Below are 26460 nucleotides of genomic sequence, written 5' to 3'. Positions count from 1 at the left end.
CAGAGTCGAGCGCGCTGTGTTGTTATTAGCTTCCAGTCACAAAAAAGCCCTTCCAGTAGGAAGGGCAAAGAATCATCCGCTCGCTATTCGATGATTCAAAACCGATTAATAGGCCTCTACATTCAGTAACGCACCATCGTCGGTGGCAGTTTCAAACGTCACTTTCAATCCAATGTCTGGAAGAACGAAATACTCCCCAACAGAAAGAGGCGCATCTTGAATGGTTGTTGTGAGTGGTTTGGTGTCAACGATGTAACTCGTTATCGTTGACCCACTAGATTTAGCCATTCGAACAATCAACCCATTGATGTATGGATCGTCTTCACTCCACTGTTCAAACTGGTTTTGAAGCTTTCTATATTCGACAAAAATCGAGCTGCCATCCTTGCGTAACAGCCGATACCCTTGTACCAAACCATCTCCCCACAGCGACGATAAATAGTATCGCCCGGGCTTAGTAATCCGTGGAAGCTCTGTTGAAAGATCTAACCACCCGGTATGCGCATGGTAAGTGATAGGAAATAAATGCACTCCTCCCCCATTCAGTGTATTGGAGGGATCTTTCTGATTTTTTTCCTCACATTGCTCATCAAGAATGATACCGCCCGCATCTCGTGAGCAAGATTCTAGAGAGCGAGCATGAAATCCCCCTAGGTTATGACCAAACTCGTGGTTCCAGAGCTGCATCTTGTGACCAGACGCATTAGCAATGGTCCATTTTCCGGGCGTTGCAGCTAATCCACTCCATGAACACTTTACTTTCTGAGTATTCACGAAGTAATAATCAAAGTCGTTTAGATCAACAAGGTTCTTCACCGCATCTTTTGCCAGCCCAACAACACTGCTGGTACACACATCAGGCTTTGGCCCCACATCAATGTTAGGAATGAACGTGCCAACAAGGTTTAAGCGGCCGTGAGACGCAATAGTGACACCTCTTGCAAGTGAATTGGCATCAGGCTCCTGACTTAACACCGTTTCCTTAACGCTTGCGGCATATGCTTCACTACTTGGCCCATTTTCAGAATAGTAGGTATCAATAAGCAGTATTTTCTTTGTGCCTAACACGCGTCTTTGTCGAAAATCAGCAAACTCGATATTAGGAATCAACCACGTTGTTCTGTCTGACGCATCGAGGACGTTTTTCACTACGATGTTGTCATTTTCAAGCATCAACCGGTTATATTTATTATCCCCACCTAAACGAGACGTGTAGTAGTGAGACAGCTCAGTGGTATTATCAAACTGATTCAACGATGGAGTTTGCCATAAACGGAAGCCAGTTAAGTCGCCACTTCCGCTGGCAATACAGTTAAGGAAAAACGGAGGGCCGTTTTTGCCTTTCTTCGCTAAACACGTTTTGTCCGCACCAGACTCAAGCAAAAACACATTCTCAATGTAGTACTTTGATGAACTGTCTTTAAACCGCCATTGCTGTTTGGGATTACTGATATCACACACCTCAACACGCACTTGATCTAAAGATTCGCTAAGTGTTAAACAGCGCTCATCGTTTTCACCTAGCTTAATTAAAGACACACCCTCATTGAGCATTGATTTTTCGATAACATTGAGCTGTTTACTTACAACAAGTTCGCCATAGGAAAATTCAATTGTCTGAGCCCCCACTTTTTCCCAAGGGATGACAAGCACGTCTCCTGATGGAATACCTTGGACAGGGATACCATCAATTTTAATTTTCAGATTCTGATAATCGATACTTTTTGAGGAATGACTAGCACGTGCCGATACAAGAGATGCTCGCACTTCAATGACTTCCCCTTGTAACAACGAAACATCGAGGATTTCTATCTGCAGCGCTTCTTTTGGGGGTTCTGAAGTGCCAGCCTCAGTTTCTTCTGTATCGTCGTTATCTTTTATGTCATCTGATATCTTTGGTGGCGAAGAAGTATCACTCAAAACTAGGCCTTGAGGCTTACATCCAGCAATAACAATGAGTAATACAGCCACTGAAAGCACGAAAGTCTTGGGCTTATCTATGTTCATAAATGGGTAGTCACCTGTTTACTGATGACAAACCAATCTATATAAATCTCTGTTTTTTAGTAGTTAATTTTACTTAAATTACCTTAGCTAAAATTAGCCATTGAAAAATTCCCCTAGCAAATAAACAGCATTAGGCATTAGTAATGTCTACAAGATGACTTAAGCGGGTCATATTTCGCTTTCACAATGCATTGAACAATAGGGATAAAAAAAGCCAGTAATGCTTTCATTACTGGCTTTGTTTTTAAACTATGGCTTATTTATGCTGCCGCGTTTTCTTTAGAGTCCGTAGGTTGAGGCTCAGAGAAAACCTGTGTTGGCTTAGCCACCAAACTCCGAGTTTCTTGGTTCACTTCAATAAGAACCACCTCTAGCGTGTCGCCCAATCGATAAACCAACTCTTTATCAATCGAAATCGTTCCGCTTTCACCATTCGATTCGATACGTTCTTTGTTATCAACAATCACAGAACTTGGAATAAACGCTGCCGCGCCGTTCTCCACTAAACGAACACGAGCCCCCGCGCGTGAAATATCGAAAATCTCACCTGTAAACTTCGTTTCTTTCGCTGGCGCATCCGCTAACGTGCGCGCATACAACCAATCGCCTATATTACGTTCGGCAATTTTGTGATGTTTACGGTGGATAGCGAGCTCTTCACCCACCGACTCATCAGCAGTCTGAACAGGCTCTTTACCTAAGATATGTGCCTTCAGCATACGGTGGTTGATCATGTCGCCGTATTTACGAATTGGTGATGTCCATGTCGCGTATAACTCTAAGCCCATAGCGTAATGCGGCAGCGGCTGATTACCAATTTCGCTGTATGCTTGCGCTTTACGAATACGGTTATCTAAATAAGATGTTTCTTGACTCGCTAACCAACGACGAAGCGCAGCAAAGCCGTCAAGAGTCGCAACGGATTCAGCAGTGAATGGCAAATCACCTTCTGGGTTCACAAGTGCTACTACATCTTCAATCTTTTCAGGTTTGAACCCTGCATGGGTATTAAACACACCAGAGTTAAAGCTCGCTTGAAGTGTTTTACCCGCACAAATATTGGCGGTGATCATCGACTCTTCCACCAAACGGTTTGCACTGCGGCGCATGTCTGCATGAATCGCAACCACATCATTGTCTTCACTAAGTTCGAATCGATAATCAGGACGATCTGGGAATACCACGGCATGTGTTTCACGCCAGTTTGCTCGAGCTAGGGAAAATTCATACAAGTCACGAACAATTTCGCCAATCGCTTCACTTGGTTCCCAGTTTTCTGATTTGCCATTTTCTAACCAATCAGAAACGTGATCATATACCAAGCGCGCATGAGATTTGATTTTCGCAGCGAAGAATTTTATGTCATCACCAATCACACCATCTTTATCGACGTTCACTGTGCAACATAGCGCAGGACGGACTTCGTTCTCCATCAACGAACATAACTCATCAGCAAGATCGCGCGGCAGCATTGGAATGTTGCGTCCAGGAAGGTAAATGGTAAAACCACGTTCTCTCGCAACCTTATCCATATCACTGTCCGGAGTGATGTATGCCGTTGGGTCAGCGATAGCAATCGTCAGGTCAAAACTACCGTCATCTAGCTTCTTCGCATACAGCGCATCATCCATATCTTTGGTCGATTCGCCATCGATAGTGACAAAAGGAACGTGCGTCATATCAACGCGCTCTAGCTCCACATCATCTATTAGCGCCCAGTTATCGATGCCAGCAGGCTCACTGTTTGGCAAGTCGTTCTCAGCTAACGTTACCCACCAAGGTGCAATTTTGTCGTCTGCATCGGTAATTTTTTCCGAGATCTCAACAAAGAAACCATTGTCACCTTTCAATGGATGACGAGTTAAATTGGCAACGACCCAATCACCTTCAGCAAAGTCATCCGTTTTAAGCCCTTTCGTTACTTTGGCTTTTAGCGATAACTTTTTCAGTAGCGGATGATCTGGCACAACATTCAACTTGCCTTTAAATAATTTGATGCGACCAATAAAACGCGTCATGCTTTGCTCTAAAAGCTCTTGAGGTTCCGCCACTTCACGTTCATTTTCGGTTCTGATGATCGCCACGACTTTATCGCCATGAATGCATTTTTTCATGTACGGTGGCGGAATGAAGAAACTGGTTTTATTGTCGACTTCTAAGAAACCAAAGCCTTTTTCAGTCGCTTTGATTGTCCCTTCTTTTTTAGGAAGGTTTTCTTGAATCTGTTGCTTTAGCTGAGCGAGTAACGGGTTATCTTGAAACATCTTTAATCGTCTAACATCAATAATTGGCCACACTATAACACCACGACTCGGATTTGCTAATTAAAACGGCACTCCAAACGAGCAATTTTTGGCCTTTCCGGACAGGGCTTTTTCCTTTGTAAAACGCTTCATGGCGGGAATTTCGCCACTTTTACCAGTTATGAGAAAAATATGTGATGAATTTCAATTTTTTCTGGCTTTTTTTATGCTTTTAGGGAATAATCCGCCCCCTTATTTACGTCCCTAGCGGCTTGATGCGATTTACGACTTATCCGCATCTGAACGGAATCAGCTCTTTTCTGGATTGGTATTGGAATTGGTAGAGCTCGTGGGACCTTTGTTGACATATATATAGTAGGATCCCAATGACAGATTCTGTAATTCAGTTTAGCGATTTAGCGCTGAACGACTCTATCCTTTCTGCTCTTGACGGAATGGGTTTTGTTTCCCCAACTCCGATCCAAGCAGCAGCAATCCCACACCTAATGGAAGGTTCTGATGCGTTAGGTAAAGCGCAAACGGGTACTGGTAAAACTGCCGCATTCTCTTTGCCTTTGCTCAACAAGCTTGACCTGGCACAACGTAAACCACAAGCAATTGTTCTAGCACCAACTCGTGAGCTTGCTATTCAGGTAGCAGCAGAAATGAAGAACCTAGGTCAAAACATCTCTGGCCTGAAAGTGCTTGAGATTTACGGTGGTACATCAATCGTTGATCAAATGCGTGCACTTAAAAATGGTGCTCACATTGTGGTAGGTACACCAGGCCGTGTTCAAGACCTTATCAACCGTGATCGTCTACACCTAGACGAAGTACACACATTCGTTTTAGATGAAGCGGATGAAATGTTGAACATGGGCTTCGTTGATGACGTAACGGCGATCATGGAGCACGCTCCTTCTTCTGCGCAACGTGTACTATTCTCTGCAACAATGCCTCCAATGTTGAAAAACATTGTTGAGCGCTTCTTGCGTGATCCAATTACGGTAGACGTAGCTGGTAAAAACCATACTGTAGATAAAGTAGAGCAACAGTTCTGGGTTGTTAAAGGCGTAGAAAAAGACGAAGCAATGTCTCGTCTACTTGAAACGGAAGAGACAGACGCATCAATCGTATTCGTACGTACTCGTCAAGACACTGAGCGTCTAGCTGACTGGCTATGTGCACGCGGCTTCAAAGCGTCTGCACTACACGGTGACATTCCTCAGTCACTACGTGAGCGTACGGTTGATCACATCAAACAAGGTGTTATCGATATTCTAGTAGCAACTGACGTTGTTGCTCGTGGTCTTGATGTGCCACGTATCACGCACGTATTCAACTACGACATCCCATTCGATGTCGAATCTTACATCCACCGTATCGGTCGTACTGGCCGTGCTGGACGTAAAGGTAAAGCGATCCTTCTTGTTCGTACTAACCAGCTTCGTATGCTTCGCACTATCGAGCGTGTTACTAAGTCTTCAATGGAAGAGATCCAACTTCCACATCGTGACAAAGTCGCTGAAGCTCGCCTAGCGAAATTAGGTACAGAGCTAGAAACGGAAAAAGAACATAAAGCACTAGATAAATTCTCTGAGCTTGTTGAAAAGCTTCAAGAGTCTTTAGAGCTAGACGCAGCAACACTTGCTGCTATCTTGCTTAAACGCCAGCAAGGTAAACGCCCACTATTCTACATTGGCGAAGACCCAATGATTGAAGCAATCGAGCGTGACAAGCAGCGTCGTAAAGAGCGCCGTGAGGGTGGTCGTGACGGTCGCGGTCGTGACCGTAACTTTAGCAATCAAGATTGGGATACTTACCAATTACAAGTTGGTCGCGAACAAGGCGTACAAGTTAAAGACATCGTTGGTGCACTTGCAAACGAACTTGGTCTAACAAAAGGTTCTATCGGTGCAATCAAACTTGCACAAGGCGAAACGTACGTTCAGCTACCAAAAGCTATGTCTTCTGAAACGGCAGGTAAACTACGCAAACTGCGTATCCGCCAAAAGCAAGTTGACGCTGTAGTATGTGACTTCAACGACTTCCGTGAGCCACGCCGCGGTGGTGGTCGTGACGGCGGTCGCGGTAATCGCGATGGTGGTGGCCGTCGTGAAGGTGGTTATCGTGGTAACCGCGAAGGCAACCGTGAAGGTGGCTACCGTGGTAACCGTGAAGGCGGCCGAGGTGGTCGCGATGGTGAACGTCGTTTTGATCGTAACCGTGGTGGTGATAACCGTGGTAACTATCGTGGTGAGCGTGGTCATGGCCGTGGACGCCGCACAGAAGCGTAATCTTCTATAAAGAACAGCAAAGGCCACCATACGGTGGCCTTTTTTATGCGCTGGAAACTTTAAATCTAAAAAAACGCGATGCTACCATCGCGTTTTTATTCGTCTTAACTTAGGCTATTGAACGTATCACAAACCTTCATATCGCCTGACTCAAATCCTCGTTTAAACCATTCGATTCGTTGAGCCGAGGTACCATGAGTAAAAGCATCAGGTTGAACAGCACGTCCAGCCATTTTCTGCAGATGATCATCTCCAACAGAATTTGCAGCACGGAGACCTTCTTCTAGATCACCAATGTCTAACATGTCCATTTTCTGATCAACTTCATGTCCCCATACTCCTGCATAGCAATCCGCCTGCAGCTCTAACATCACGCTCAGTTTATTCGCTTCCACTCGATTTGAGCGTTGCTGCAATTGATGGACTTCAGAGCTCGTACCAACCTGATTTTGCACATGGTGACCAACTTCATGTGCTATCACGTAAGCAAACGCAAAGTCCCCCGGAGCACCAAGCTTTTTAAGCTCATCCATGAAGCTGAGATCTAGATAAACCTTGCTGTCTGCAGGACAATAAAAAGGTCCTGTTTGCGCTTTACCTAACCCACACCCTGTTTGTGTCATGCCGTTGTATAACACAAGAGTTGGCTCTTGGTAGTTTGGGCCTAATTTCGATTTCCAAACCTGTTCTGTCGTCGCCAAGATAGCAGACACGAATTGTTTATTCTCATCATTTTCAACAATTGTCGACTCATTTGCTAGTGGAGACATGCCCGGCAATGCTCCTCCAGTAAGATGTTGGTACGCCATTAATGCGCCACCAGCAAGCAAAACGATTCGCCCAACTTTACTTCTCATTAAAAACGGCAGTAGCCGAATTAAGCCAGCAGCAGGTACACCTGCACTTACCGGACTTTGCCCTCTACGGTCGTCAATATTGTTACTTTGTTCAGAATTACGCCAACGCATTGGGGTGTTACCTCATTATCAATTCTAACGTAACAATAAGGCAAACGAGCTCTACAAAGTAGCAACAGAAATGCGAATATATGCATATCGATAAAAATTGACACTACTCAGACAAAACAGAAAAAAGTGTTATTTCCTATGATAAGGACAGCATAGAATACTGTTTTGGTTTATAAGAACAGCAAATATCTATGCGCAGTTTAAAAATAACAAATCGGCAAGGCACTGTGTGGCACCCATTTATCATATGCAAACGATTAACATTCGCTGTTAATTAATTCGAGAATTTTTGTTGCTGGTTCGAAATGATCTAACCTGTGAGTTTGAATCCACCATGTGGCAGCCTCCATGAGTAGCTCAGGAGTATCATTCTTGTTGCGAAAAAAAGCATAGAAGGAAACACCTACATTTTGTCCTTTCTTCGCGATCTTAGCCTCACAGACTTCAATCATTTTCTCTCTTAAAATCAAACGCACTTCTTTATCCCATCCAAGTTAGATTCAACTTTTTATACTTGATATAAGTGACAGAATTTGTCAGTAGCATCCACTCATTCGATGCAAAACTGTCATAAAGCTTGTTAAACCATGCCAGCCGAGAGTTCTAGATTTTTTTAATAAACCATGTACCGCGACACGGCCCATTGGTGAGGTGCCATTTCCCTTCTAATTTGTTCGGGGTTCCATTCGCTGAGAAGCGATAATCCCATTGACGATGATTCGCATATAAGACGAGCTCTCCAGACTCCGATACCCATCCTTGAAGTGCTGTTCCGTTATAGGTCAATAGAAGTGATGCTTTGCCCTGCTCAATCTTGCCAGTAATCGTGGTACGCTCACACATATTGTTATTAGTGACATTTATACGTCTTCCTTCCCATTGGCCGTCGTACTTCTTCGAGATAACAAAATCAGGGTGTGCTGGAAGCTTGGGGAAAGATTGAGGATCGCTACTACCAAACCAATTCTGTTTACTTCCTATGACAACAAATAAACCAAATGCGATAAATACCAATGTCCCTTTGTACTTCATCCTTGCTCCTTAATTGATGTGCCTAGTAATAAATGGTTTGATTTATTGTTGGTAATAACAACTCATTCTCTCCTGGATAGAAGTTGTCCATTAACATCGTAGAATTAAAATGAACATTAAGATCGTGAGTTTCTTTCGATTTTTGTTCTCCCTCATAACATGCATTATTAATCGTTTGATAGATGGCTTTCCCGGTCGAAACGTTAACATCAAAGCGAGTGTAATCGCACTCAATGAGGCCATACTCGACCGTTGCACCGATCAGCTGCCAATCACTCAGCTTATTCGAATAACGGAAACGGTGCACATAGCTCCATTTTTGGTTGCTGCCACCAAAATGACGGATGACTAATGCCCCTCTTTCTACATCAATTCCAATAAATGGGTCTCCCATCATTCCACCATGCAAGCTCGGTAGTACAGCAGAATCATTTGTATGCCACAGTTTCCAACCCTGTTGCATCTGTTTGTAGATCAAGATGCTCCTAGCCGTCCCCATGTCTGTCGGTAACCCGTTATCAATCACAATGACTTTTTCTTCTTTACCATCTTTATCAAGGTCACCAAATGCTTCAGCGAGCACTTTTGCGCTTTCTTGCCCAGGCTCAGCCAAACAGGTACCGCTAAGCAATGTAAAAGCCAATACTAAATAACGCGTCATTAAACACTCCTTTTCATAAAGCTTTGTTGGATAGGCGAATAGAGAGGCTAGGTTACCCATCTATTTATGGGTTAGGGATAAATGCGTTGTATATCCATATCATGAACTGAGGAATGATCATAATGTTAAGAAATAACTATAGAATTCAGAATCTCTTACAAAGCCCTGTGACTCATAAAGCCCTTGAGCATTATAGTTATCATGAGCTGTCTCTAATGAAAGCCCTTTCGCACCTGTGCCTCGCGCAAAATCCGTCGCTGCTTGTATCAGCATTCTACCAACGCCGTTACCACGTTCACTTTCTAGCACATATAAGTCGTTCAAGATCCATGTTCGTTGTAGAGAAATTGAAGAGAAGCTCGGATAAAGCTGGGTAAAACCAATCACTTCCTCTTGGCTATTTTTTGCCATGAATATAATTGATTCATTGTTGGTTAACCTTTCTTCAATATACTTTCTTGCCGATGCCAGATCACTTTCCTGTTCATAGAACACTCTATACGCGTCAAAAAGAGGCGCTAGTAACTCCACATCCAGAGAGGTTACTTTTTTAATTTCCATATACAAATTCCTATTCGATTAATACGCGGTCGTTTTATTAAGAGGGATTAAAGCATTGAGGCTTATGCTTTCTTGACAAACTTTGCAGTGACCATCATCTCTCCTGCACCATCCACTTTGCAATCCAATTGATGATCTTTGCCATCAACAATCCGTCTTACGATAGCTTTGGTACCAATTTTTAAAACAAGAGAACTGCCTTTCACTTTAAGGTCTTTCGCCAAAGTGACTTTGTCACCTTCAGCGAGCGCAGTGCCATTTGCATCTTTGACACTAATTTGTTCTTCAATAACGGAAGGATCCCACTCATAAGCACATTCAGGACATACGAGGTGATTTTGATCTTGATATACGTACTCAGATTGACAGTGTGGACAAGGAGGGAAAGACATAAGCTACCATTTATATGTTGAGATTTAATGCTAGCTTCATAGTAATAGTTCACGCACGCACAATCGAGCAGATTGTCCCATTCGTCTCATATTTTAACAAGTTTACTGGCAGGCTTTAATGCTCATATTGAAACAACATAATGACCATACCCAAAAATGCGAGGGCTCATCTTTAAGTTGTTTCGAAGCAATAGCCAAAGCGGTCCATTTTCAACCGAAACATTAAGGTGTTTTATCTCAGAGGAATTTCTACTTTATGTCAGTTAACCATATTTCCTAAGCTTATATTCTAGGTTTGTTTTAACAGACAACCACTCAGTATTGATAATCGAAAAAACAACGGTATCTCGATATCCTCCATTGGGAAGCTTTTGATGATTTCTTAATACGCCATCTTGTTTAGCGCCTAATCGACTAATTGCTGTTCTTGATGGGTGGTTATGCCAATTCGTACGGAGTTCTACCGCAATCGCGCATAGAGTTTCAAAAGCATGGGTCAAGAGCAGATATTTACACTCACTATTGCACGATGTTTTCTGGTACCTTTTGCTGTACCACGTATAACCAATTTCTACGCGATGGTGCACTGGGTCCGCGTTGCAAAAACGTGTTGAGCCAATGATGTCTCCGCTCATTTTATCTACCACAACGAATGGTAGAGACAAGCCAAGAGATTGTTGTTCAAGCGCAGCTAAAATGTACTTTTCAACATTCTCTGCATTTGGAACCGATGTATACCATAGGTTCCATAGTTCTCCGTCTGATGCGGCTTTAACTAACGCTGACGCATGTTCAGCACGCATCGGTATCAACCTTATTGTCTCAGATTCAAGCTCAACTTCTTGTAACCACATCGTACTGTCCTTGTATTCGCATTTTAGTAAGGTAGCTTGTACAGCGTGTAAAATTGACAGCGCTATAAACAAGAAACCCAACGCGAAGGCAAATTGCCATCCGTTGGGTATTCAGCTTCCCTTGACTTGCTCATAGGGTTGTATAAGCAAGGCAGAGTGGAGAGTCAGCACCGCAGACCCTCCATTTAAGATATCAGGTTCAAACTTACTTATAGAAAGCTTCCACTTCACCTTTAAGCTTAATCAGCATTGGTTGACCCCAACGGTCTTTTGCTTTTGGTGAAGCGATTTTCACCCAACCTTCACTAATGCAGTATTCTTCTACGTCTGTACGTTCTTTACCGTTTAAACGAATACCAATTGGGTGCGCAAAACACTCTTCTACGTAATGTGGACTACGTGGGTTACCAGCTAGGTGATCTGGCAGTTCTGGTTTTGACATATTATTGTCGCTCATTTTTATGACCTAACATTTGATTTTGAACGCCTATTTTAGGCTACTGAAAACGCTAGCTCAACTATCAAATCAGATAATACGTCATTCCAAACCTAACTGCAGGTGATAAAGTTAATCGATGTCCCTTACAATACTTTCGACTAATACCCCAGAAGCAAAATGCAAAGTGACCGCTTTTGTATATTTAAGCTGAAAACCTAACTCTATATTGCAGTCAACCAAGTCTCCTTGGGGTAATTCAAAGTCTCCTGTAAACCAGTTCGCCACAATAGGCTCCCCATTAACTAGACGATACTTTCCTTCAATTTGGACTAGAAACAGTTGGTTATCTCGAATCTCCCATGTTGCTACATAGTTGCGCCAGCAAGCCGTTGAAAGATAGACTCCTTGAGTATCATAATCTGCAAGCTCTGCATTGCTTAACTCTTCAATCTTGACGCCATCAACAGGAAAGCTCAAACAAACAGGCATTGGATATTCACTGCCTAGGTACTTGCAGCTGTCTTTTATTTGGTCCGTCATATGTCCTCCAATTTAGTTGCAGCTTAAGCCCACATTAAAACTTGCTTACTTCCTTTCCTATTCAAGTCATGCCCCTAAATGGACAATATCAGGCTAGATGCACGTTTCAGCCATCAAAATTTCTGTAATGTATTGAGCGTTACTCTCTAAATATTCAATATCTGCCATATATGCTAAATGGTGTTCATCTTCAATATTCTGGATAAAAGCTTCATGACCTAACTTTGCTTGATTGTGCATATGATCAATCAAGGCTTGCACTCTTTCTATCATCTCCATCACCAGAGGTTTACGAGCACCAAGACTTAAACCATACGCATCGCAAAACTGTTTTGCTCTCAAGGACTGCGATGCTATATCACCCATAGCATCATGTTCATGTGTTTTAAAAGGAGCCCAACAATATAGAGCATAAGCGATATCCCAAGTTCTTGGTGCAGGGTGAGCGGTATCAAAGTCAATGATCCCTACTACCTGAGAACCAACCAATGAGACATTATAAGGCCCATAATCACCATGACATATCACCTCCGCCGGTTCTTTACGCGGCAGCATCCACTCCAGTTTTTCGAACGTGTGTTTTGAAAGAAATGAACTAGATGCATCATGATATCGGCGTAAAAGTTTAGCCGCAGTAATTAGAGCTTCTGTGGTAGCAATATTGCCCTTCAGTGGATAATTGACAACATCACCGCAAACATACGAAAGAATTTCATTGTTATTATCATCAAAACCATACGGCTTAGGCGCTGAAGTAAAACCCTCCGCCGCAATATGTAACAGTAAGCGATGCACCGTTTCAGACCATTTTCCACGAGGTCTGTAGACCTTATTTTCAGAACGAAAAATTGAATTGTCCCGACCACCTTGAAGTATTTCCATTAACTTCCTTATTCATATTTTTGGGATTATGGTACCTATTAAAATAAACCGTACGCAGCTTTAGGAGGTTGATACCTCTCGCCTAACACACGATTAACAAGCTTAAACTGAAACCGCTAAGTGTTTTGACTCTTTTCTAAATGCTTTGTGAGCTATACTACTCTCTGGGTAATCTAACGTCATACAAAGCCTCATACAATGAATCCTTACGACAATATATCTTTGTAATAAGCGTATCCTTTGACCAAACTCCAATACCACTCTCAAACTTACCTTTGGGAGTTCTTTCACGTGAAATAAATACTTTGTAAAAAATACTGTTATTAGGAATTGTGACGTCGTAATATTCACTCACCCCTGCACCTAACCACTGAAATGTATAAGTTTCTTCTCTTGGTATTACTAGTTCCATCTCTGGCTTATAAAGCTTATCACCAAAACGATATTGAACTAAATCACCCACTATCTGTACTTCTACTTGCTTCCCATTCATGGTTTCACAATAAAAAATAGTTTCTGCGTGAACTTGCGATGGAAAAAATTTGACTAATAAAAAGTACGCTATAAATAACACTCTATTTTTTTTTACTAGAAAAAGCATTTTGTTACACCTATTGTATCCTATACCACAGTTTCTATGGATTATCCTTCCCATGCATTTTTATCCTAACCCCGAACTAGAAAACTAACGCATTGCTCTCCTTTTGGAGTTATTTTTAATGATTATTACAATGTAGAATCACAAACTTAGCATTATTCAGAAACCCAGATCGTTGAGTTAGAATAACTCCTATCAACATAAAGTTCTTTACAGAACACACTATTAAGTGTGTCTATGATAACTACTCTCAGATTCACATTACGACCTACTAATACTGAGATTACAACTGTTCTCTAATCTCTAAGCTGAATTAATTTTTTAACGTCCAAAGTCTCAAAGTCTCAAAGTCTCAAAGTCACTAATTTGACTAAGTTTAAATCGCTCATCAATAATGAAACTCTTCCAAGTTTCCCTAACCCCCTCTTCTCCGGAGCGGCTTTGTTGCGTAATTAGAGGGAACTAAATCAGATACTTACGTTCTGTTCGGCTAAGTAAGTTAATTACGCTAGTCCCATGCCGAAACCTCGCTACAAAACAACGAACTGGAAATAGTACAACAAAGCCCTAATCAACCGTGGTTCACTCACTTTCTGGATTGATGAAAAAACCATTCGCAAATGGAAACGTAGTAGACCTCGTCAGTTCAGTGACTTAGCCATTACTACTGCGCTTATGGTGAAACGAGCTTTCTCAATGCCGTTGAGAGCATTGCAAGGGTTTATCGATTCTGTTTTTTCATTGGCTAACGTCTCAATAGTCTGTCCACAATACAGTTGTATCAGTCAAAAAGCTAAGCAAGTCGAGGTTTCATTTAAACCAAAGATTAGAGGTGCAATACAGCATCTAGCCATCGATGCGACGGGTCTCAAGGTTTATGGCGAAGGTGAATGGGAGGTCATGAAATATGGCACTGATGGGAAGCGTAGGGTCTGGAGAAAGTTGCATTTAGCGGTAGACACCAACACTCACGAAATCGTCGCGGCAGAACTGAGTTTATCTAATGTTACCGATGCAGAAGTTCTTCCTAACTTGCTCAAGCAAACGCGCCGAAGAACTATCGAAATATTTGGTGATGGCGCTTATGACATAAGGGATTGCCACGATGCCATACGGTTCAAGCGAGCGGTTCCACTCATCCCACCAAGAGAAGGGGCTGCGTTCTGAGAGAATGGTCACCCTAGGAATTTAGTGGTAGGTTGCCAGAAGCTCTGCGGCTCCAATAATAAGTGGAAAAAGCGGTACGGCTATCATAAACGCTCACTATCAGAGACAGCAATGTGTCGAATGAAGCAGTTGTTAGGTGGGCGGTTAAGCCTGAGAAACTACAATGCTCAGGTTGGTGAAACTTACGCCATGATTAAAGCACTGAACAAACTTACAGGGCTTGGTATACCTGAAACTCAGTATACTGTATAAGAATCGCTCAATTGCAGGCAGCTTGGTTCTCTGACCGAATTACGCAACAAAGCCTTCTAAAACATGAACTGTACCAAATACGCCCCCATAAGTGAATATAATTCAAGAACTGAAACCACATCACCAAGTATTAAGCGTTATCCTAAATATCCTTGTTGAAAGAAATGTTAACGTCGATGTTTTTCATATAAAGACTCAAGTGAATATTCAAAGAGTTCTTTCGTTTTTTCTTTTAGCTCAGATATTGATACTATATCAAAGCTTTTTGAAACAGATTTTCGTCCAAATAAACTTAATACCCCTGGACTCAGCACTAAATCAAAGTCCAATATTCCACTACTTAGGTCAATTGGTACAAACTGATAGCATGCATAAACTTTATTATCTCCGAGCAAAAAATGGAAACCGCCACCAACACCATACTTATCACATAACTCAATTTCTGATTTCCAAGGATACGAGTCAATAATTTCACAGAGATCTTTGTGTAGGTAAACTTCCTTTTCATGAGTTATCAACTCTTCACCACCAACTCTATGATCATATATAATTTTAACTAAGCTCATAATAACTTCCACAATTCTATTATTGCCACATTGAAGTACGAATAACACTTAATACTTTATCTAACCACTGTACTTTAAATTTCTAAAGCTAGTTTAAACTGAAATCATTAAATGCGAAAGTCACTCTTAAGTAGTTTTCCTAACTATATGTATTCAAATACAAAATACTGCTCTTCTAAAGATTAAACACGAAGACGCGATAATCATAACTGTTTATAACAAGAATAAAGTAATATTAAATCAAAAAAGGGAGAGTTACTCACTTTAATTGAAGGAGTTTGACCACTAAACAAAGAGAAGTAAGAGACAACTCTCACGCTTCATAAGAGCATGGACGTATTAAGAGGTATATTCTCTTGTCAGCAACGTGAAAAGAGGTTGGGCTTATCTATAAACAAACGTTGTAGATACCTATAGTAAAATCACTTTCGCTAGACTCTCCCCTATCACCACGATCGATATATTGAATGACAGGGTTCTAGCTTTCTTTGGAACAAATAAAGCTATAACCTTGACCGACTGAGGAAAACAACACCACAGTCAAGTCAAACAGCATAGCAGTTACCTCTACTTATCAGCCTATGACGTCGACCCGAGTACTCATAGGTATAGTTTTCAATGAACTCGTACTTCACTCTTGCTGCTTCGCGAAGTACGCCGAGACCTTTTTTAGGAATTCCATTTCATCTTTGAGTCGTTTGTTCTCGCGCCTTAGCGTTCGAAGCTCTTCAGACTCTTTCTTCGAATAATCGACACCGTCCAAATTGTTAAACTGTTTATCAGATATACTTGTGAACTGACGCTTCCAGTTCCGGAACTGTCTTTAATGCTTTTTTATGTGTTTATTTCGGCTAGTCCCACTTTCCATGCTCACTAACTAAGACCTTTTCATCTTGGGTTACAGTCAGAGCGCCAAAATCTGTAACCATGTAAACAACATTACCATTAATAAACTTATAACCTAAGAATCTTGCTGGGGTGCCATCTGATAAATGAGTATGTAGTGTGCGCCCCTTAATAATGATCTCGCTACCTGATTTCTTTGACTTACCATGATATGTTACATCATCACAAGTCACTTCACCTTCCACACAGTTTGATGTTATTGATACGACATAGTTTTTTGTCACTAAGGTTGCTGAATAACTAGAGAAACTAGCGATAAGCAACATAAACAAAATTCCATACTTAACCATTATTATCTCCAACACCTAACGTCCAATTAAGTAATGAGCAACGTTGCCACTAACCTGAACCATTGTGCCGTAAACACTAAAGCAGACTCAAACTAAAAATGCCAAACGTTGCAAATCTGCTTGAATTGCTTTGTAATGTACCTTGGTCAAAATGTACAGACTTTATCGACGATTGATTTCGTAATGTCAGTAGTGAAATAATCTTGGGCTTCTTCCTCAGATAAAGTCGTAGAACCATAGACCAAGGCTGTACCCTGAATTGTTATCGTTTGTAATTTGCAGTCAACCTCAATAGTAACCTCCAACGAACCTGACTTACCTTCACGATATACTTTAATACTGTTCAGTTGGCCCATATCTCCACTAACATACCACTCGTCAAAATATGGACCACCGACCATATCCTTATAAACAAACTCCCCATCTAAACCAAAAGAACCTTCTTCGGAAAATACTGAAGATTGAAAGCAATTGAATACAAATACTGCCACACCCAACTTGATTACTTTGTTCATATTTTATCTCGACTTTTGATGACACATAACGCCACATTAAGGCGATAGTATAAATCAACTTAAATATTAATTATCAATCAATTAGATAACAAATCTCACCTGTCTATATATTTCATGTGACAAATCTGTAGTTTATAACTCCTACAGATTCACTCCTCCTAACAAGGAGCTCAAACTCATTGTTGGACAGAAATCGTTTAGTGAGCTTGATCTAAACGACTCGAGACAAATTAACTAAAGTACCGTAAAGCCTTAAATACTTGCATAACTTTATTTCCATAGTTCTGCTTCTATGAACGACTTGAGTTCCAATGCCAATTTATCCAGTTGTTCGTAGTTAGTTAAATCAATAAAACCTTCAGATGTATGTATAGAAAGACTTGACACCTGACCAGATTTCAGATTTTGTGCCACCTGAGTAAGGTTACTCCAGAGCAGAACACTATATATATCTGCATCTTTAATCTTCAATCCTTCGCCTGTCACAAATATTTCATGCTTTGATGCATACTTAATAAAGTGCTTTGACCCGACTAGATTTGCGCCTATGGCAATAACACTCGTTAAACCAAAAATAAGGGAAAACCGATCCAGTCGAAATCTTCCCCATATGTTGGTAAAGAAAACACAGCAGCAAAACCTTGTCAATTTATCAACAGAATTCCAAATTCGCTTTTTGTTATAAGAGCTATCGTAATGGCTGACTAAACAGTTTGAAATATTATAACAACCTTGTACTCATTATAATCCTTACCTCAAGATTAAACTGACGTACGGTTCAATCTTTTAACACGTTAGAAAATAGCTAAAAATAATTAATCTGAACCCCTTCATCAAATATGTCCTCATTAGTTAATAATATTGACTCTGGAATAGTCGCATTGATTAGGCGATTACCAACAAACGCACCTTTTCCGATATGAGCGATTGACTGTGAAATAGCGACAGTTTCTTACGCGTTATCCATAAATGCCCCCTCATCGATAAAAGTTACAGAGTCGGGAATAGTGATAGCCTTTAAATAGTTACCTTCAAAAGCGAAGTCTCCTATATGTTCCATTGAATTTGGAATATCTACATGTGTTAGATCATTAATAGCAAATGCTGCACCATGGATTTTTGTTATAAAATTAGGCAAAACAACATTAGTCAACATATTGTTTGCAAAAGCAAATTCACCAATAAAAGATACAGTATTTGGGAAGGTCACCGTGGTTAGATTGTTATAAGAGAATGCACTTTCTCCTATGGCAATGACTGAGTCAGGGATTATTACGTTCGTTATTTTTTTAGAGACAAAAGCTTTACTCCCTATCGCGTTAACTGGAAATTCCCCGAAACATTCAGGAATTATTATATTTTGATAGCCAGATGTATAAGCGCTAATTTCTCCTAATTGTTTATCATATTTCACATCACTTAAGGTAAGTGTATGCACAGTATTGGTAATATTGGAAAACCAACAATGAATAGCAGACCTTACGGAGTTTATAATTTTTAGAAACATAACAACTCGCATATCAAAAAAACATTGGGTGAACAGTTTCACGTTAATACTGTGGTCAAAAAGGGAGACTGTACGGTTCAATCTTCCCCCCTACTCAACAAAACTCCTTAAAGAATCCCTTCAAGTTCTAATTGATGGCAGATCACCTCTCGACCATAATTGTCCACCTCTTCTTGAGTCGCATACATAGCGAAAGAACCACACGGCACACTTACTGCTTTGGGGTCATCATAGGCAGCATACGTCGAGTAAGTATGAGTCATCGCATAGTAAATTGAGCCCCCCCAAACAGTGACACTTAGTGCTAGGAACCACATAACACTGGATTTATTACGCCACCTTACTGGTACCCAACCCCACAGCACCTCATCATGAAATGTTTTTCGATATAGGTCATAGTTAGCCCACTGAGAACATAGGCAAGCGGATAATGCCCAAAAGACCGCATCAGGAATAACAACACCACTAAAAAACTCAATATTCGATAAAGCTGTTACCCAAAGCATCGAAAAAGAGAGGATAACAAAGCCTTTCAAGTGCATACTCTTGTAGAAGTAGTATAAAAATCCTCCAAAAAACGCAGGAAAGTTGGACATCATAGAGAAAGACAGTCGTTCTTTAAAAGATGATTGCCTATAGGCCTCGCTTTTTAAAATCATCGCGTGACTAAGCTCGTCGGCTCCAAACTTTTTTAATAAATGAAAACGACGCTTCCATTTATCGCTAATCTCCAAGCTATCGATCTCACACATATTACTTTCCAAACTATTTTCCTTTTAGATTACTATTAATACCATTACTTAAATTGAAACGACTTAACTGCGTGGGCAGTCCTCTTTTTATCACCCAGTTTGACTACTACCATTGCTGTGTAAGAGGCTCTCTGCATATCAGTAAGCAATGTTTACTGACATGCAGAATAAGCTGTCACCAGACAAAAAACTTAAAATAGCTAAGAATCAAAAGTGTAGTCGTCAATCCAGCCCAGCCTATGGTTTTAGTGACAACTTCAGGAGCGCTCTTGTTGAAATGCGGAAACAATATGGCTCCAAACGATAGCGCTGGCAAGAAGCCATAGAGTTGCCCCATATACTTAGACGTAGCCGCTGGAAAAGGCTCTATCAACAGGTAAACAACCAGATATATTCCATACAGTCCGATAGCAACGCTCGCTTCCTTGAGGGATGTGTCACTACCTTCAACACAAAAGTAAAACGAAACTAAAACAATCAGCGTTATTATCTCAATCAAATTGCCCCCTTACTTCTTCGTTGTTCGCAACACAACTCGATTGTGACAGCGATGCCGTCTAACAGAAACACCTCAAAAACGGGCTCCTTATTGAACTACTCCGTAGCCGTCTCTTCATCTTGCTGGTAAATCGGGTGCTTGTATTTATCATTCATTTTTTTGATTTCGACAATTTCAATTTCAGGGAAAGCCGACTGTAGATGAGAAAGTAACACTGTTTTTTGAACAAGCGTCGAAGTAAAAACAGTGCCTATATAGTCAAGTGTTTCTCGCTTAAGGCTTCCAAATGAAAGCACCGAGTCATTAGTAATGATTAAACACCACACTACATTCATCAACCCGTACATAAGACTTATTAACTGTTGGCTGAAAATTGGTCATCCCAAATGACATCAACGCAAACGCCCCCGCACCGACAAGCGCCAACGGACCAAGTAAGAAAACAGCAATAAAACACACCACAATTCCCACCCACGCAAAACCACGCACGATTTTATAAGCCATCTCTGGGATCATATCTTGTTCTGTGTAACGAATACCCTGTGCAGTTAGGTGATAACAGCGATGTTTATCAGGTAAATATAGATACCTTGTCATCAACATCATCATCGTCATCAAAACAAAAGCCACCCAAAACATGGGGGTGTCTACAGTAAAATCTTCAAGAACAAACAAAAAAAAAGCCAAATATTGAATAGTTGACAAAGAACGCCACTCCCCACCTCCACAAGTGTTCGTATTTGCCACCCAATCCTTTGTGCTCCCAAGAGTAGGCTACATCAGCGTTATAAAGTTGTTCCTTGAGAGACTCTAGGCTTTGTTCATTATTCATTAGTCGATTCTCACTTCAATAATACGAGTAGCAAATTCTTTCGGTGCAGGCTCTACGGTTAAGTCACCTTGGCTACTACCAGTTGTTACATAGCCAAGTCGTTGCTCCTCATCCGCTTGCCAGTTAAACGGCATGCGGACGAGGACAGTAATGGTATCGTCCGTGCTACCGCCCAAGTCTAAACGATAGATGACAGGGCTACCGTCTTTTTTATCTTGACTCCACGTACCGTTCTGTTCATTAATCATGACTGCGGGCTTCGCTTCAGTAGGGGCATAACTGTAGGCTCTATCTTTAGGCTTACGCGTAATTTGTAAGCCAATTGATTGACCTTTGGTAAATGCTGGGAGCGTTAATTCTAACTGCCATTGGTTCGTGCCAGAGTCCATCCATTGGGAAGGTTTTCGGTTAGGTACTGAGTTAAGTTGAACTTGAGGTTGATGAATAATGTGCTCTAAAAGTGTTAATTCCTCGATAGGCTTCCATTGCTTTGATTCGTTACCCCATGTGGAATGAAGCAGCCATTTCTCAAGCTCAGAGCGTTTAAAGACATTGATAATGATGACAGCAATCAAATACACAATACCTGCAACCATTAACGTAGTTAGCATCCAAGAGGCTATTATGCTACTTATACTGATTTTTAATAGGCTAGTACAACTTAATAAATTTAATACACCTTGGACTCCAAATACAGCAATTTGAGCCAAGGTTGCTCCCCACTTTAAGCCATAGCCGAACCGTTCCATTGGCGCATGACTTGAATCAGTGAATTTATCGTAACTTTCCCATGTCTCCAGTCCTGTAGCAATTAGACCAAACAAGGATACCGTCGCCGTGGTTTTCGCAAAAGTTTTGAGTGTTGCCGCTTTTGAAGCATTACTGTTTTTTATTGCTTCATTTAAGGTTTCACCAAGTAACTTCGAATCCTTAGCAAGAATTTCCCATTTCGCATCTCGCCACACAGCGGTAACGGCGGAGACCGCATAACTAGTCGCATAGGTCGCTTCTCTAATTGCAGGGTTAGTCCACAAGCTAGTATTCGGGTGTTGCGCGACTTTATGGCGGATGTCTTGCAGAACAACCGAAACATTCCAAAGGTTGAGCATCGCCACGCCCCCCCCCATTTTGCCCAATTTGTCCCATGAAGCTTGGGTGAACTGCTTACCTTGTTGCCAACTCCGTTCTACCGCATCGTTAAGCATTTGCTTGGCGGTGTTATTGACCGCTTCATGCTTAAGCATTACCATCATTGGCAACTCACTACTCAGAAGTTTCTGTATTTTCTTCTGAGCGCTTTGCATGTTCTTTAACTGGTTGTTTGCTGGCGTTACCTCACCCGAATCCAGCAGGCTAACACGACGAACAATTTCTGATTCTGTACGGAGTTTTTGTTGCCATGCCGCAATTTGTGCTGGATAGTCAGGATTATGAATCACGATAGCTTCTGGGTTCACGATGGCCTCTAAGATAACCAGCCGCAAGTTACTGACTAAGCCTTTCGGTGTTGCGGTGGTATTCATCTGGCTAGGGAACAGAAAATTAGAGACGGCACGCCAACTGTTATGGGCTTGCCCTGAGGCGACATTTTGTAGCGCAGTGAAGCTTAACTGAACAGGCTCTGCTAACACTTTAAACCATGCTTTATCATGCATACGTACGTCACTGGTGAACCCACCCCAGTTCGCAATCGCACCCGATACAGTGACCATGTCACTGGGGTTCTCCATTGAGAGCAGACTGTTACCAAGTTCATCGACGTAAGCGTTCAGTGCTTGCCAGTTTTCCAACTTAGAACCTAGAGAAGCTAGTGCGAAAAGCGTTTTAGGTGAATCCAGTGAAAGCGCCTGCTTCAACTGCTCATTCGCTTGTTCAGTATTTACCGCTTGTTTAACCACCGCTAGATACTGGCTGGTTAAGCTAAGTAGATAAGCTAGGTGAGCCTCGTCTTGATTATCTAAACCAAGGACTAGCGGGTCAGTACCCAGTTGCTCAAATGCAGTCATAAAGTCTTGATAAAGCACGTCGATACGCTCATCTAGACCTTTAACCTGAGTGTAATACTGAGTAAGGAAAGCATCGAGTTCATCCCAGTTCACTTCGTCACTAAAAACAGTATTACGTTGCCAAGTTTCTTGCTGCTTATCAGTAGGAGTAAAGCGATAAGTCTTTTCTAGCTCAGAAAGCTTCTCAAGCGCTTCTTCTTGAAGCTGAGTAAATGGGGCGTTGCCGACATTAGGGTTAGCTTCTAGGGCTGTACGCTCTTTATCTGCCAGATATTGAGTGGCGACATATTCAGTCAGTTGACGTTCAAACTCCATGACCTTGATGGGGTCATCTTTCACTTGCTCTGGTAACTCATTATGCTCGACTTTTACTCGCCCCAGTGTGCGAGTCAGTTCGGCCATTTGCAGCTTGTGAAGGTTGTCTTCATCTTGGTAGGCAGTGCTGCGGGCCGCAACCTGTTCGGAGAGAGGTAAGAACAAGTCGCTCACATCCGCTAGAGGGTCATCGAGCGCAATAAACATCCCGCAGTCTTGAGCCGGCAAATCAGCTCGATAATCTAAGTCCCAACACCCAGCCTTGTCTGCCACATGTTTGAAGTCATCAACTCCGTCTTCAATTGGTGTTAATGGTGTACAAGTCGCGTCAAACACACCTGTCGGCGCACCATCGGTGCCAACATCCGCCACATACTTGCCAAGTTGGGAAGAAAGACCAGCATGAGGATGATTCAGTGTTGACTGGAATTGTTGTAAGTTGACCTTACGCATCCATACCGAACGATTAGGGGCGTGAGAGCGCATGTGTTCACACAGTCGCCATGTCCAGCGCTGATGGGCAAACGTCATATAGAGTGTATTTTTCGCCGGGTAGACCAAGCAACTTTTCGTTTCACCTTTGCTGCCACGCTCATTCGCAGGTTTATCCGCTTCATCGCCTGACCAATCAATTTTAGTAAATTCGTACCCTTCCACTTGATACTCATGAAAGGTCTTATCCGTCTCGTCATACACATACAACCAACCATCACGTAATTGCCTTAACGTATACTGACGCTGCTTTGGGGCAAATCGACCTTGCCACTGCGTATCGGTCGTAGGCAGTGGGTGGAGTGGTTGACCTTGTTCATTCATATCATCCAAGGCATAACGCACAGGGATAATCCCTACGTCATTACGTCGAAAAGGGCATAACTTTTGCATCGTGGGTGGATGCGCATTTCGCGGCTTTATTGGGGGTACTCATGCTTAGCTCTCCCTTGATTGGTTAGCAATTTGTTCGGCTAAACTCGCCGCTTGTGCAATACGTTGCGATGGAGTGTGTAATGACGGTTGCTCAATGAGTTGAGTCAGGCTTGGGTAGGTATTATTAAGCAAAGCCTCTTCGCCGACATACCCAAGGATATTGAAGTAATAGAGTAAGTCTTGCTCGGTCTCAAAACCTTTGACGTGAGCCGCCTCCATATGAGTACAAACCCAGTCCCTTAAATCGTGAACCTGATGGCTGCGCTCGGGATACCAGCGCTGCATGTGAGCAACTAATGTATTGGGCAGTGCGTTCTGCCATGGAATAAGCGAGAGCCTTCGCCACTGCTCATCGGTAATTTTCAGAGTTTGATTGTGTGTTTCCGGCGGTATCATAAAAGGATTATCAAGTGTTTGCCATTCACCCGCTTGATGAAGCCAAACTCTGCTCATTGGCTGCCATAGCATGGCGCATTGAGTATCCAATAAAACAAAAGCAACATGGCTATCTGCAAAACGCAAAAAGCCCGTATTGCCCTCTGGCATCTCTGCCATGATCAGTCGCCTTAGAGATTCAGCAACGTCACTTAACGAGCCGCTTGAAGAGAAAAAATACCCACGCTGATATTGGTTAAGCTCTAAAAACCAGTGTTGAACTTCTGGGGTTGCTTTCACCAATCTCGGAGAAACGCTCATTAACTCATCATAAGGGGGATACAAAAATAGCGGTTCTTGTTCAATTTCCCCTGATAGCTGATAGAGCTGTTGCGCTAGATCAGGAATGCTGGCTCCTTCAACCAAAAGGAACAGTTGCTCTGATTTTGACAATTCAAATGACGGTTTCATAACGTATTACTCTAGCCTGACGTAAGTACTTTTTTCTTTTGTACCGAGAATAGCGAACTCAACCAAAGTGAGCAATACCACAACAATGAATCCCTAAGCTTTTGACTTAAAAAGAAAAGCCAGGCAAAAACCTGCCTGAAGGAAGATCACATTTTTCTTTATCTATAGCTAGCAAAAGAAGATTAGAGTGTGACGTTGGAAGCCTCAAGTTGGATCGAGAGCACCACTATCACTTATGGCGTTGGTTGTAAATTTTCCGTAATGTACAGCGGCTAATCCCAAGCATCCTTGCTGCATGAGCTTGGTTGCCTCGGGTATGAAGTAAAAGTGTTTCCACAAGTGCAAATCTCAATTCAGGCATTAAATAGCTCAGATCGGGTTTAGCATGTTTTTTATCTGCAATCCCCGTCAGTTCAAGCTCTTACTTAATACATCGGATCACTTCAGCACGTGTCATTAAGGCTGTCATTTGTTTTTGTCCTCTTAATTTTATTTCAACCAAGCAACGGTACTTCGGCTAAACACTACGTTCTATTTGGCTCTGAATCTTCTCAAAGCACAGTTCGACACTAACAAATGTCCCGAAGTGGCCTGGCTTATATGGAAATGCAACTTTCCCGTGTAAACACGACTGTCTCAACATGAACTGTATTTGTGTAAATTACAGCTGTACAAACGCAAATTTATTTGACGAAACCAATAATGGAGCAAATCTAAGTTATATCCCTACAATAAAGCCAGTGAACTAATCATCATATCTCAAAGAGAAATGCCTAACACCTTGTTTATATAAGTAAAAAACCACAATTATCCAACTCCACATTCCTAAGGCATTGACCTACATAAATACGTAAAACTTTCTAGAATCTGTAGTTGTACGTTTTCGAATGAATGGGGACATAAGCCAATAATCAAAACAACGACAGCTAATCGCCCAAAACATTTGATATTTTCGGACGCATAACGCCCTGTTAAGGTGCGAACAACGCTAAACACCCAGCCCAAACTATTGCACCTTAAGCTTAAACTGAAATTGCCAAGCGTTGTGAGTCACTCTTAAATGCTTTGTTAGGCTACGATTAAGGAGCATTACTTTGCATTATTTCAAGTTGCTCAATACACACCGACCGACTTTTAAAAAAGATATACTTCTCGAATTCAGAGATCATACAAGAATAGGAGGTTACGTCTCCGGTATAACCATTACCCCTAATCCACTCACAGTAAACTAGCTTACTCTCAGACTCTTTAGTGGAAATACACATAGTTGACTCTGGTAGCATATAGTTAAAGCCAAACATAACCTCTCGAACTTCATGAGTAGCTTGAGCATATAATGGAAATGATAGGGCGAGCAAAAAGAAAACTAATTTCATATCACTATATCCTCTTTAATTAACCTAACTCCGCATTAACGTGCGAACAACGCTAAGCATCTAACCCAAACCATTGCATCTTAGACATTAAAACCAAGTTTAAACTGAGATCGCTAAGCGTTGTGAATCACTCTTGAACAGTTTGTTATAACTCTTGGATTCAAGTACGAAGTGCGACACCCCTGAAATTTAAAACAGTGAGATGTGCTATTCATAAATTTTACTCCCGC

The 26460-nt window shown here is 41.8% G+C and carries 24 protein-coding genes and 1 pseudogene; 2 read left to right on the top strand and 23 right to left on the bottom strand.

Annotation, left to right across the window (positions count from 1 at the left end):
* Nucleotides 1-105: 105 nt before the first annotated feature.
* Nucleotides 106-2007, bottom strand: coding sequence for a hypothetical protein (locus ACQEXS_RS05810; RefSeq protein ID WP_427013129.1), 1902 nt, complete (start codon nt 2005-2007; stop codon nt 106-108).
* A 260-nt stretch (nt 2008-2267) separates the two neighbouring features.
* Nucleotides 2268-4271: an exoribonuclease II gene (gene rnb, locus ACQEXS_RS05805; protein WP_427013128.1), complete on the bottom strand. Its 2004-nt coding sequence runs from the start codon at nt 4269-4271 to the stop codon at nt 2268-2270.
* Between the two features lie 365 nt (nt 4272-4636).
* Here rnb and ACQEXS_RS05800 point away from each other — a divergent pair, with 365 nt between their 5' ends.
* On the top strand, nt 4637-6547 hold the full coding sequence (locus ACQEXS_RS05800) for a DEAD/DEAH box helicase (RefSeq protein ID WP_427013127.1): 1911 nt from the start codon (nt 4637-4639) through the stop codon (nt 6545-6547).
* 104 nt (nt 6548-6651) lie between these two features.
* Here ACQEXS_RS05800 and ypfJ read toward each other — a convergent pair whose 3' ends face one another.
* The 11 genes from ypfJ to ACQEXS_RS05745 form a co-directional block, all read right to left on the bottom strand.
* Entirely contained in the window at nt 6652-7515 is an 864-nt protein-coding gene (gene ypfJ, locus ACQEXS_RS05795; RefSeq protein WP_367989560.1) for a KPN_02809 family neutral zinc metallopeptidase, read from the bottom strand.
* A 257-nt stretch (nt 7516-7772) separates the two neighbouring features.
* A complete protein-coding gene (locus ACQEXS_RS05790) occupies nt 7773-7967 on the bottom strand; it encodes a DUF6500 family protein (protein ID WP_374144853.1) in 195 nt (64 codons plus the stop codon).
* Between the two features lie 151 nt (nt 7968-8118).
* Nucleotides 8119-8547, bottom strand: a complete 429-nt coding sequence (locus ACQEXS_RS05785; protein WP_427013126.1) for a hypothetical protein — start codon at nt 8545-8547, stop codon at nt 8119-8121.
* A 22-nt stretch (nt 8548-8569) separates the two neighbouring features.
* Nucleotides 8570-9208 (bottom strand): hypothetical protein, encoded by a 639-nt coding sequence (locus ACQEXS_RS05780; protein WP_427013125.1) that lies wholly within the window; start codon nt 9206-9208, stop codon nt 8570-8572.
* Between the two features lie 117 nt (nt 9209-9325).
* Complete coding sequence (locus ACQEXS_RS05775) at nt 9326-9769, bottom strand: GNAT family N-acetyltransferase (protein WP_427013124.1); 444 nt, start codon at nt 9767-9769, stop codon at nt 9326-9328.
* A gap of 62 nt (nt 9770-9831) precedes the next feature.
* A complete protein-coding gene (locus tag ACQEXS_RS05770) occupies nt 9832-10161 on the bottom strand; it encodes a zinc ribbon domain-containing protein YjdM (protein WP_427009789.1) in 330 nt (109 codons plus the stop codon).
* Nucleotides 10162-10424: 263 nt separating this feature from the next.
* A complete protein-coding gene (locus ACQEXS_RS05765) occupies nt 10425-11015 on the bottom strand; it encodes a GNAT family N-acetyltransferase (RefSeq protein WP_427009790.1) in 591 nt (196 codons plus the stop codon).
* 205 nt (nt 11016-11220) lie between these two features.
* A complete protein-coding gene (locus ACQEXS_RS05760) occupies nt 11221-11472 on the bottom strand; it encodes a DUF3297 family protein (RefSeq protein WP_367989553.1) in 252 nt (83 codons plus the stop codon).
* A 111-nt stretch (nt 11473-11583) separates the two neighbouring features.
* Nucleotides 11584-11994, bottom strand: a complete 411-nt coding sequence (locus ACQEXS_RS05755) for a hypothetical protein (RefSeq protein WP_427013123.1) — start codon at nt 11992-11994, stop codon at nt 11584-11586.
* Nucleotides 11995-12087: 93 nt separating this feature from the next.
* Nucleotides 12088-12876 carry a phosphotransferase gene (locus tag ACQEXS_RS05750; RefSeq protein ID WP_427013122.1) on the bottom strand — a complete coding sequence of 263 codons (789 nt, stop codon included), beginning with the start codon at nt 12874-12876 and terminating at the stop codon, nt 12088-12090.
* Nucleotides 12877-13033: 157 nt separating this feature from the next.
* Entirely contained in the window at nt 13034-13477 is a 444-nt protein-coding gene (locus ACQEXS_RS05745) for a hypothetical protein (protein WP_427013121.1), read from the bottom strand.
* A 567-nt stretch (nt 13478-14044) separates the two neighbouring features.
* Between ACQEXS_RS05745 and ACQEXS_RS05740 the strand changes: the two are divergent.
* Nucleotides 14045-14893 (top strand): annotated as a pseudogene (locus ACQEXS_RS05740) (IS5 family transposase).
* A 167-nt stretch (nt 14894-15060) separates the two neighbouring features.
* Here the strand turns inward: ACQEXS_RS05740 and ACQEXS_RS05735 are convergent.
* The 10 genes from ACQEXS_RS05735 to ACQEXS_RS05690 all read right to left on the bottom strand — a co-directional run bounded on the left by ACQEXS_RS05735 (nt 15061) and on the right by ACQEXS_RS05690 (nt 25215).
* Entirely contained in the window at nt 15061-15459 is a 399-nt protein-coding gene (locus tag ACQEXS_RS05735) for a hypothetical protein (protein ID WP_427013120.1), read from the bottom strand.
* An 851-nt stretch (nt 15460-16310) separates the two neighbouring features.
* Nucleotides 16311-16655, bottom strand: coding sequence for a hypothetical protein (locus ACQEXS_RS05730; RefSeq protein ID WP_427013119.1), 345 nt, complete (start codon nt 16653-16655; stop codon nt 16311-16313).
* 146 nt (nt 16656-16801) lie between these two features.
* Nucleotides 16802-17170 (bottom strand): hypothetical protein, encoded by a 369-nt coding sequence (locus ACQEXS_RS05725; RefSeq protein WP_427013118.1) that lies wholly within the window; start codon nt 17168-17170, stop codon nt 16802-16804.
* 270 nt (nt 17171-17440) lie between these two features.
* Nucleotides 17441-17656, bottom strand: coding sequence for a hypothetical protein (locus tag ACQEXS_RS05720; protein WP_427013117.1), 216 nt, complete (start codon nt 17654-17656; stop codon nt 17441-17443).
* Nucleotides 17657-18122: 466 nt separating this feature from the next.
* Nucleotides 18123-18677 (bottom strand): leucine-rich repeat domain-containing protein, encoded by a 555-nt coding sequence (locus tag ACQEXS_RS05715; RefSeq protein ID WP_427013116.1) that lies wholly within the window; start codon nt 18675-18677, stop codon nt 18123-18125.
* Between the two features lie 107 nt (nt 18678-18784).
* A complete protein-coding gene (locus tag ACQEXS_RS05710) occupies nt 18785-19429 on the bottom strand; it encodes a DUF2628 domain-containing protein (RefSeq protein ID WP_427013115.1) in 645 nt (214 codons plus the stop codon).
* 802 nt (nt 19430-20231) lie between these two features.
* Nucleotides 20232-20633: a hypothetical protein gene (locus tag ACQEXS_RS05705; RefSeq protein ID WP_427013114.1), complete on the bottom strand. Its 402-nt coding sequence runs from the start codon at nt 20631-20633 to the stop codon at nt 20232-20234.
* Between the two features lie 126 nt (nt 20634-20759).
* Nucleotides 20760-23966: a T6SS effector BTH_I2691 family protein gene (locus ACQEXS_RS05700; protein WP_427013113.1), complete on the bottom strand. Its 3207-nt coding sequence runs from the start codon at nt 23964-23966 to the stop codon at nt 20760-20762.
* Between the two features lie 45 nt (nt 23967-24011).
* Nucleotides 24012-24854, bottom strand: a complete 843-nt coding sequence (locus ACQEXS_RS05695) for a DUF4123 domain-containing protein (protein WP_427013112.1) — start codon at nt 24852-24854, stop codon at nt 24012-24014.
* A 229-nt stretch (nt 24855-25083) separates the two neighbouring features.
* Complete coding sequence (locus ACQEXS_RS05690; protein ID WP_427013111.1) at nt 25084-25215, bottom strand: helix-turn-helix domain-containing protein; 132 nt, start codon at nt 25213-25215, stop codon at nt 25084-25086.
* Nucleotides 25216-26460: the final 1245 nt, after the last annotated feature.

Source organism: Vibrio sp. TRT 17S01, from assembly GCF_050113695.1.
Taxonomy (GTDB): Bacteria; Pseudomonadota; Gammaproteobacteria; order Enterobacterales; family Vibrionaceae; genus Vibrio.
The sequence above is the reverse complement of the archived record's forward strand: the minus strand, read 5'-3'. Positions and strand labels throughout refer to the sequence as shown.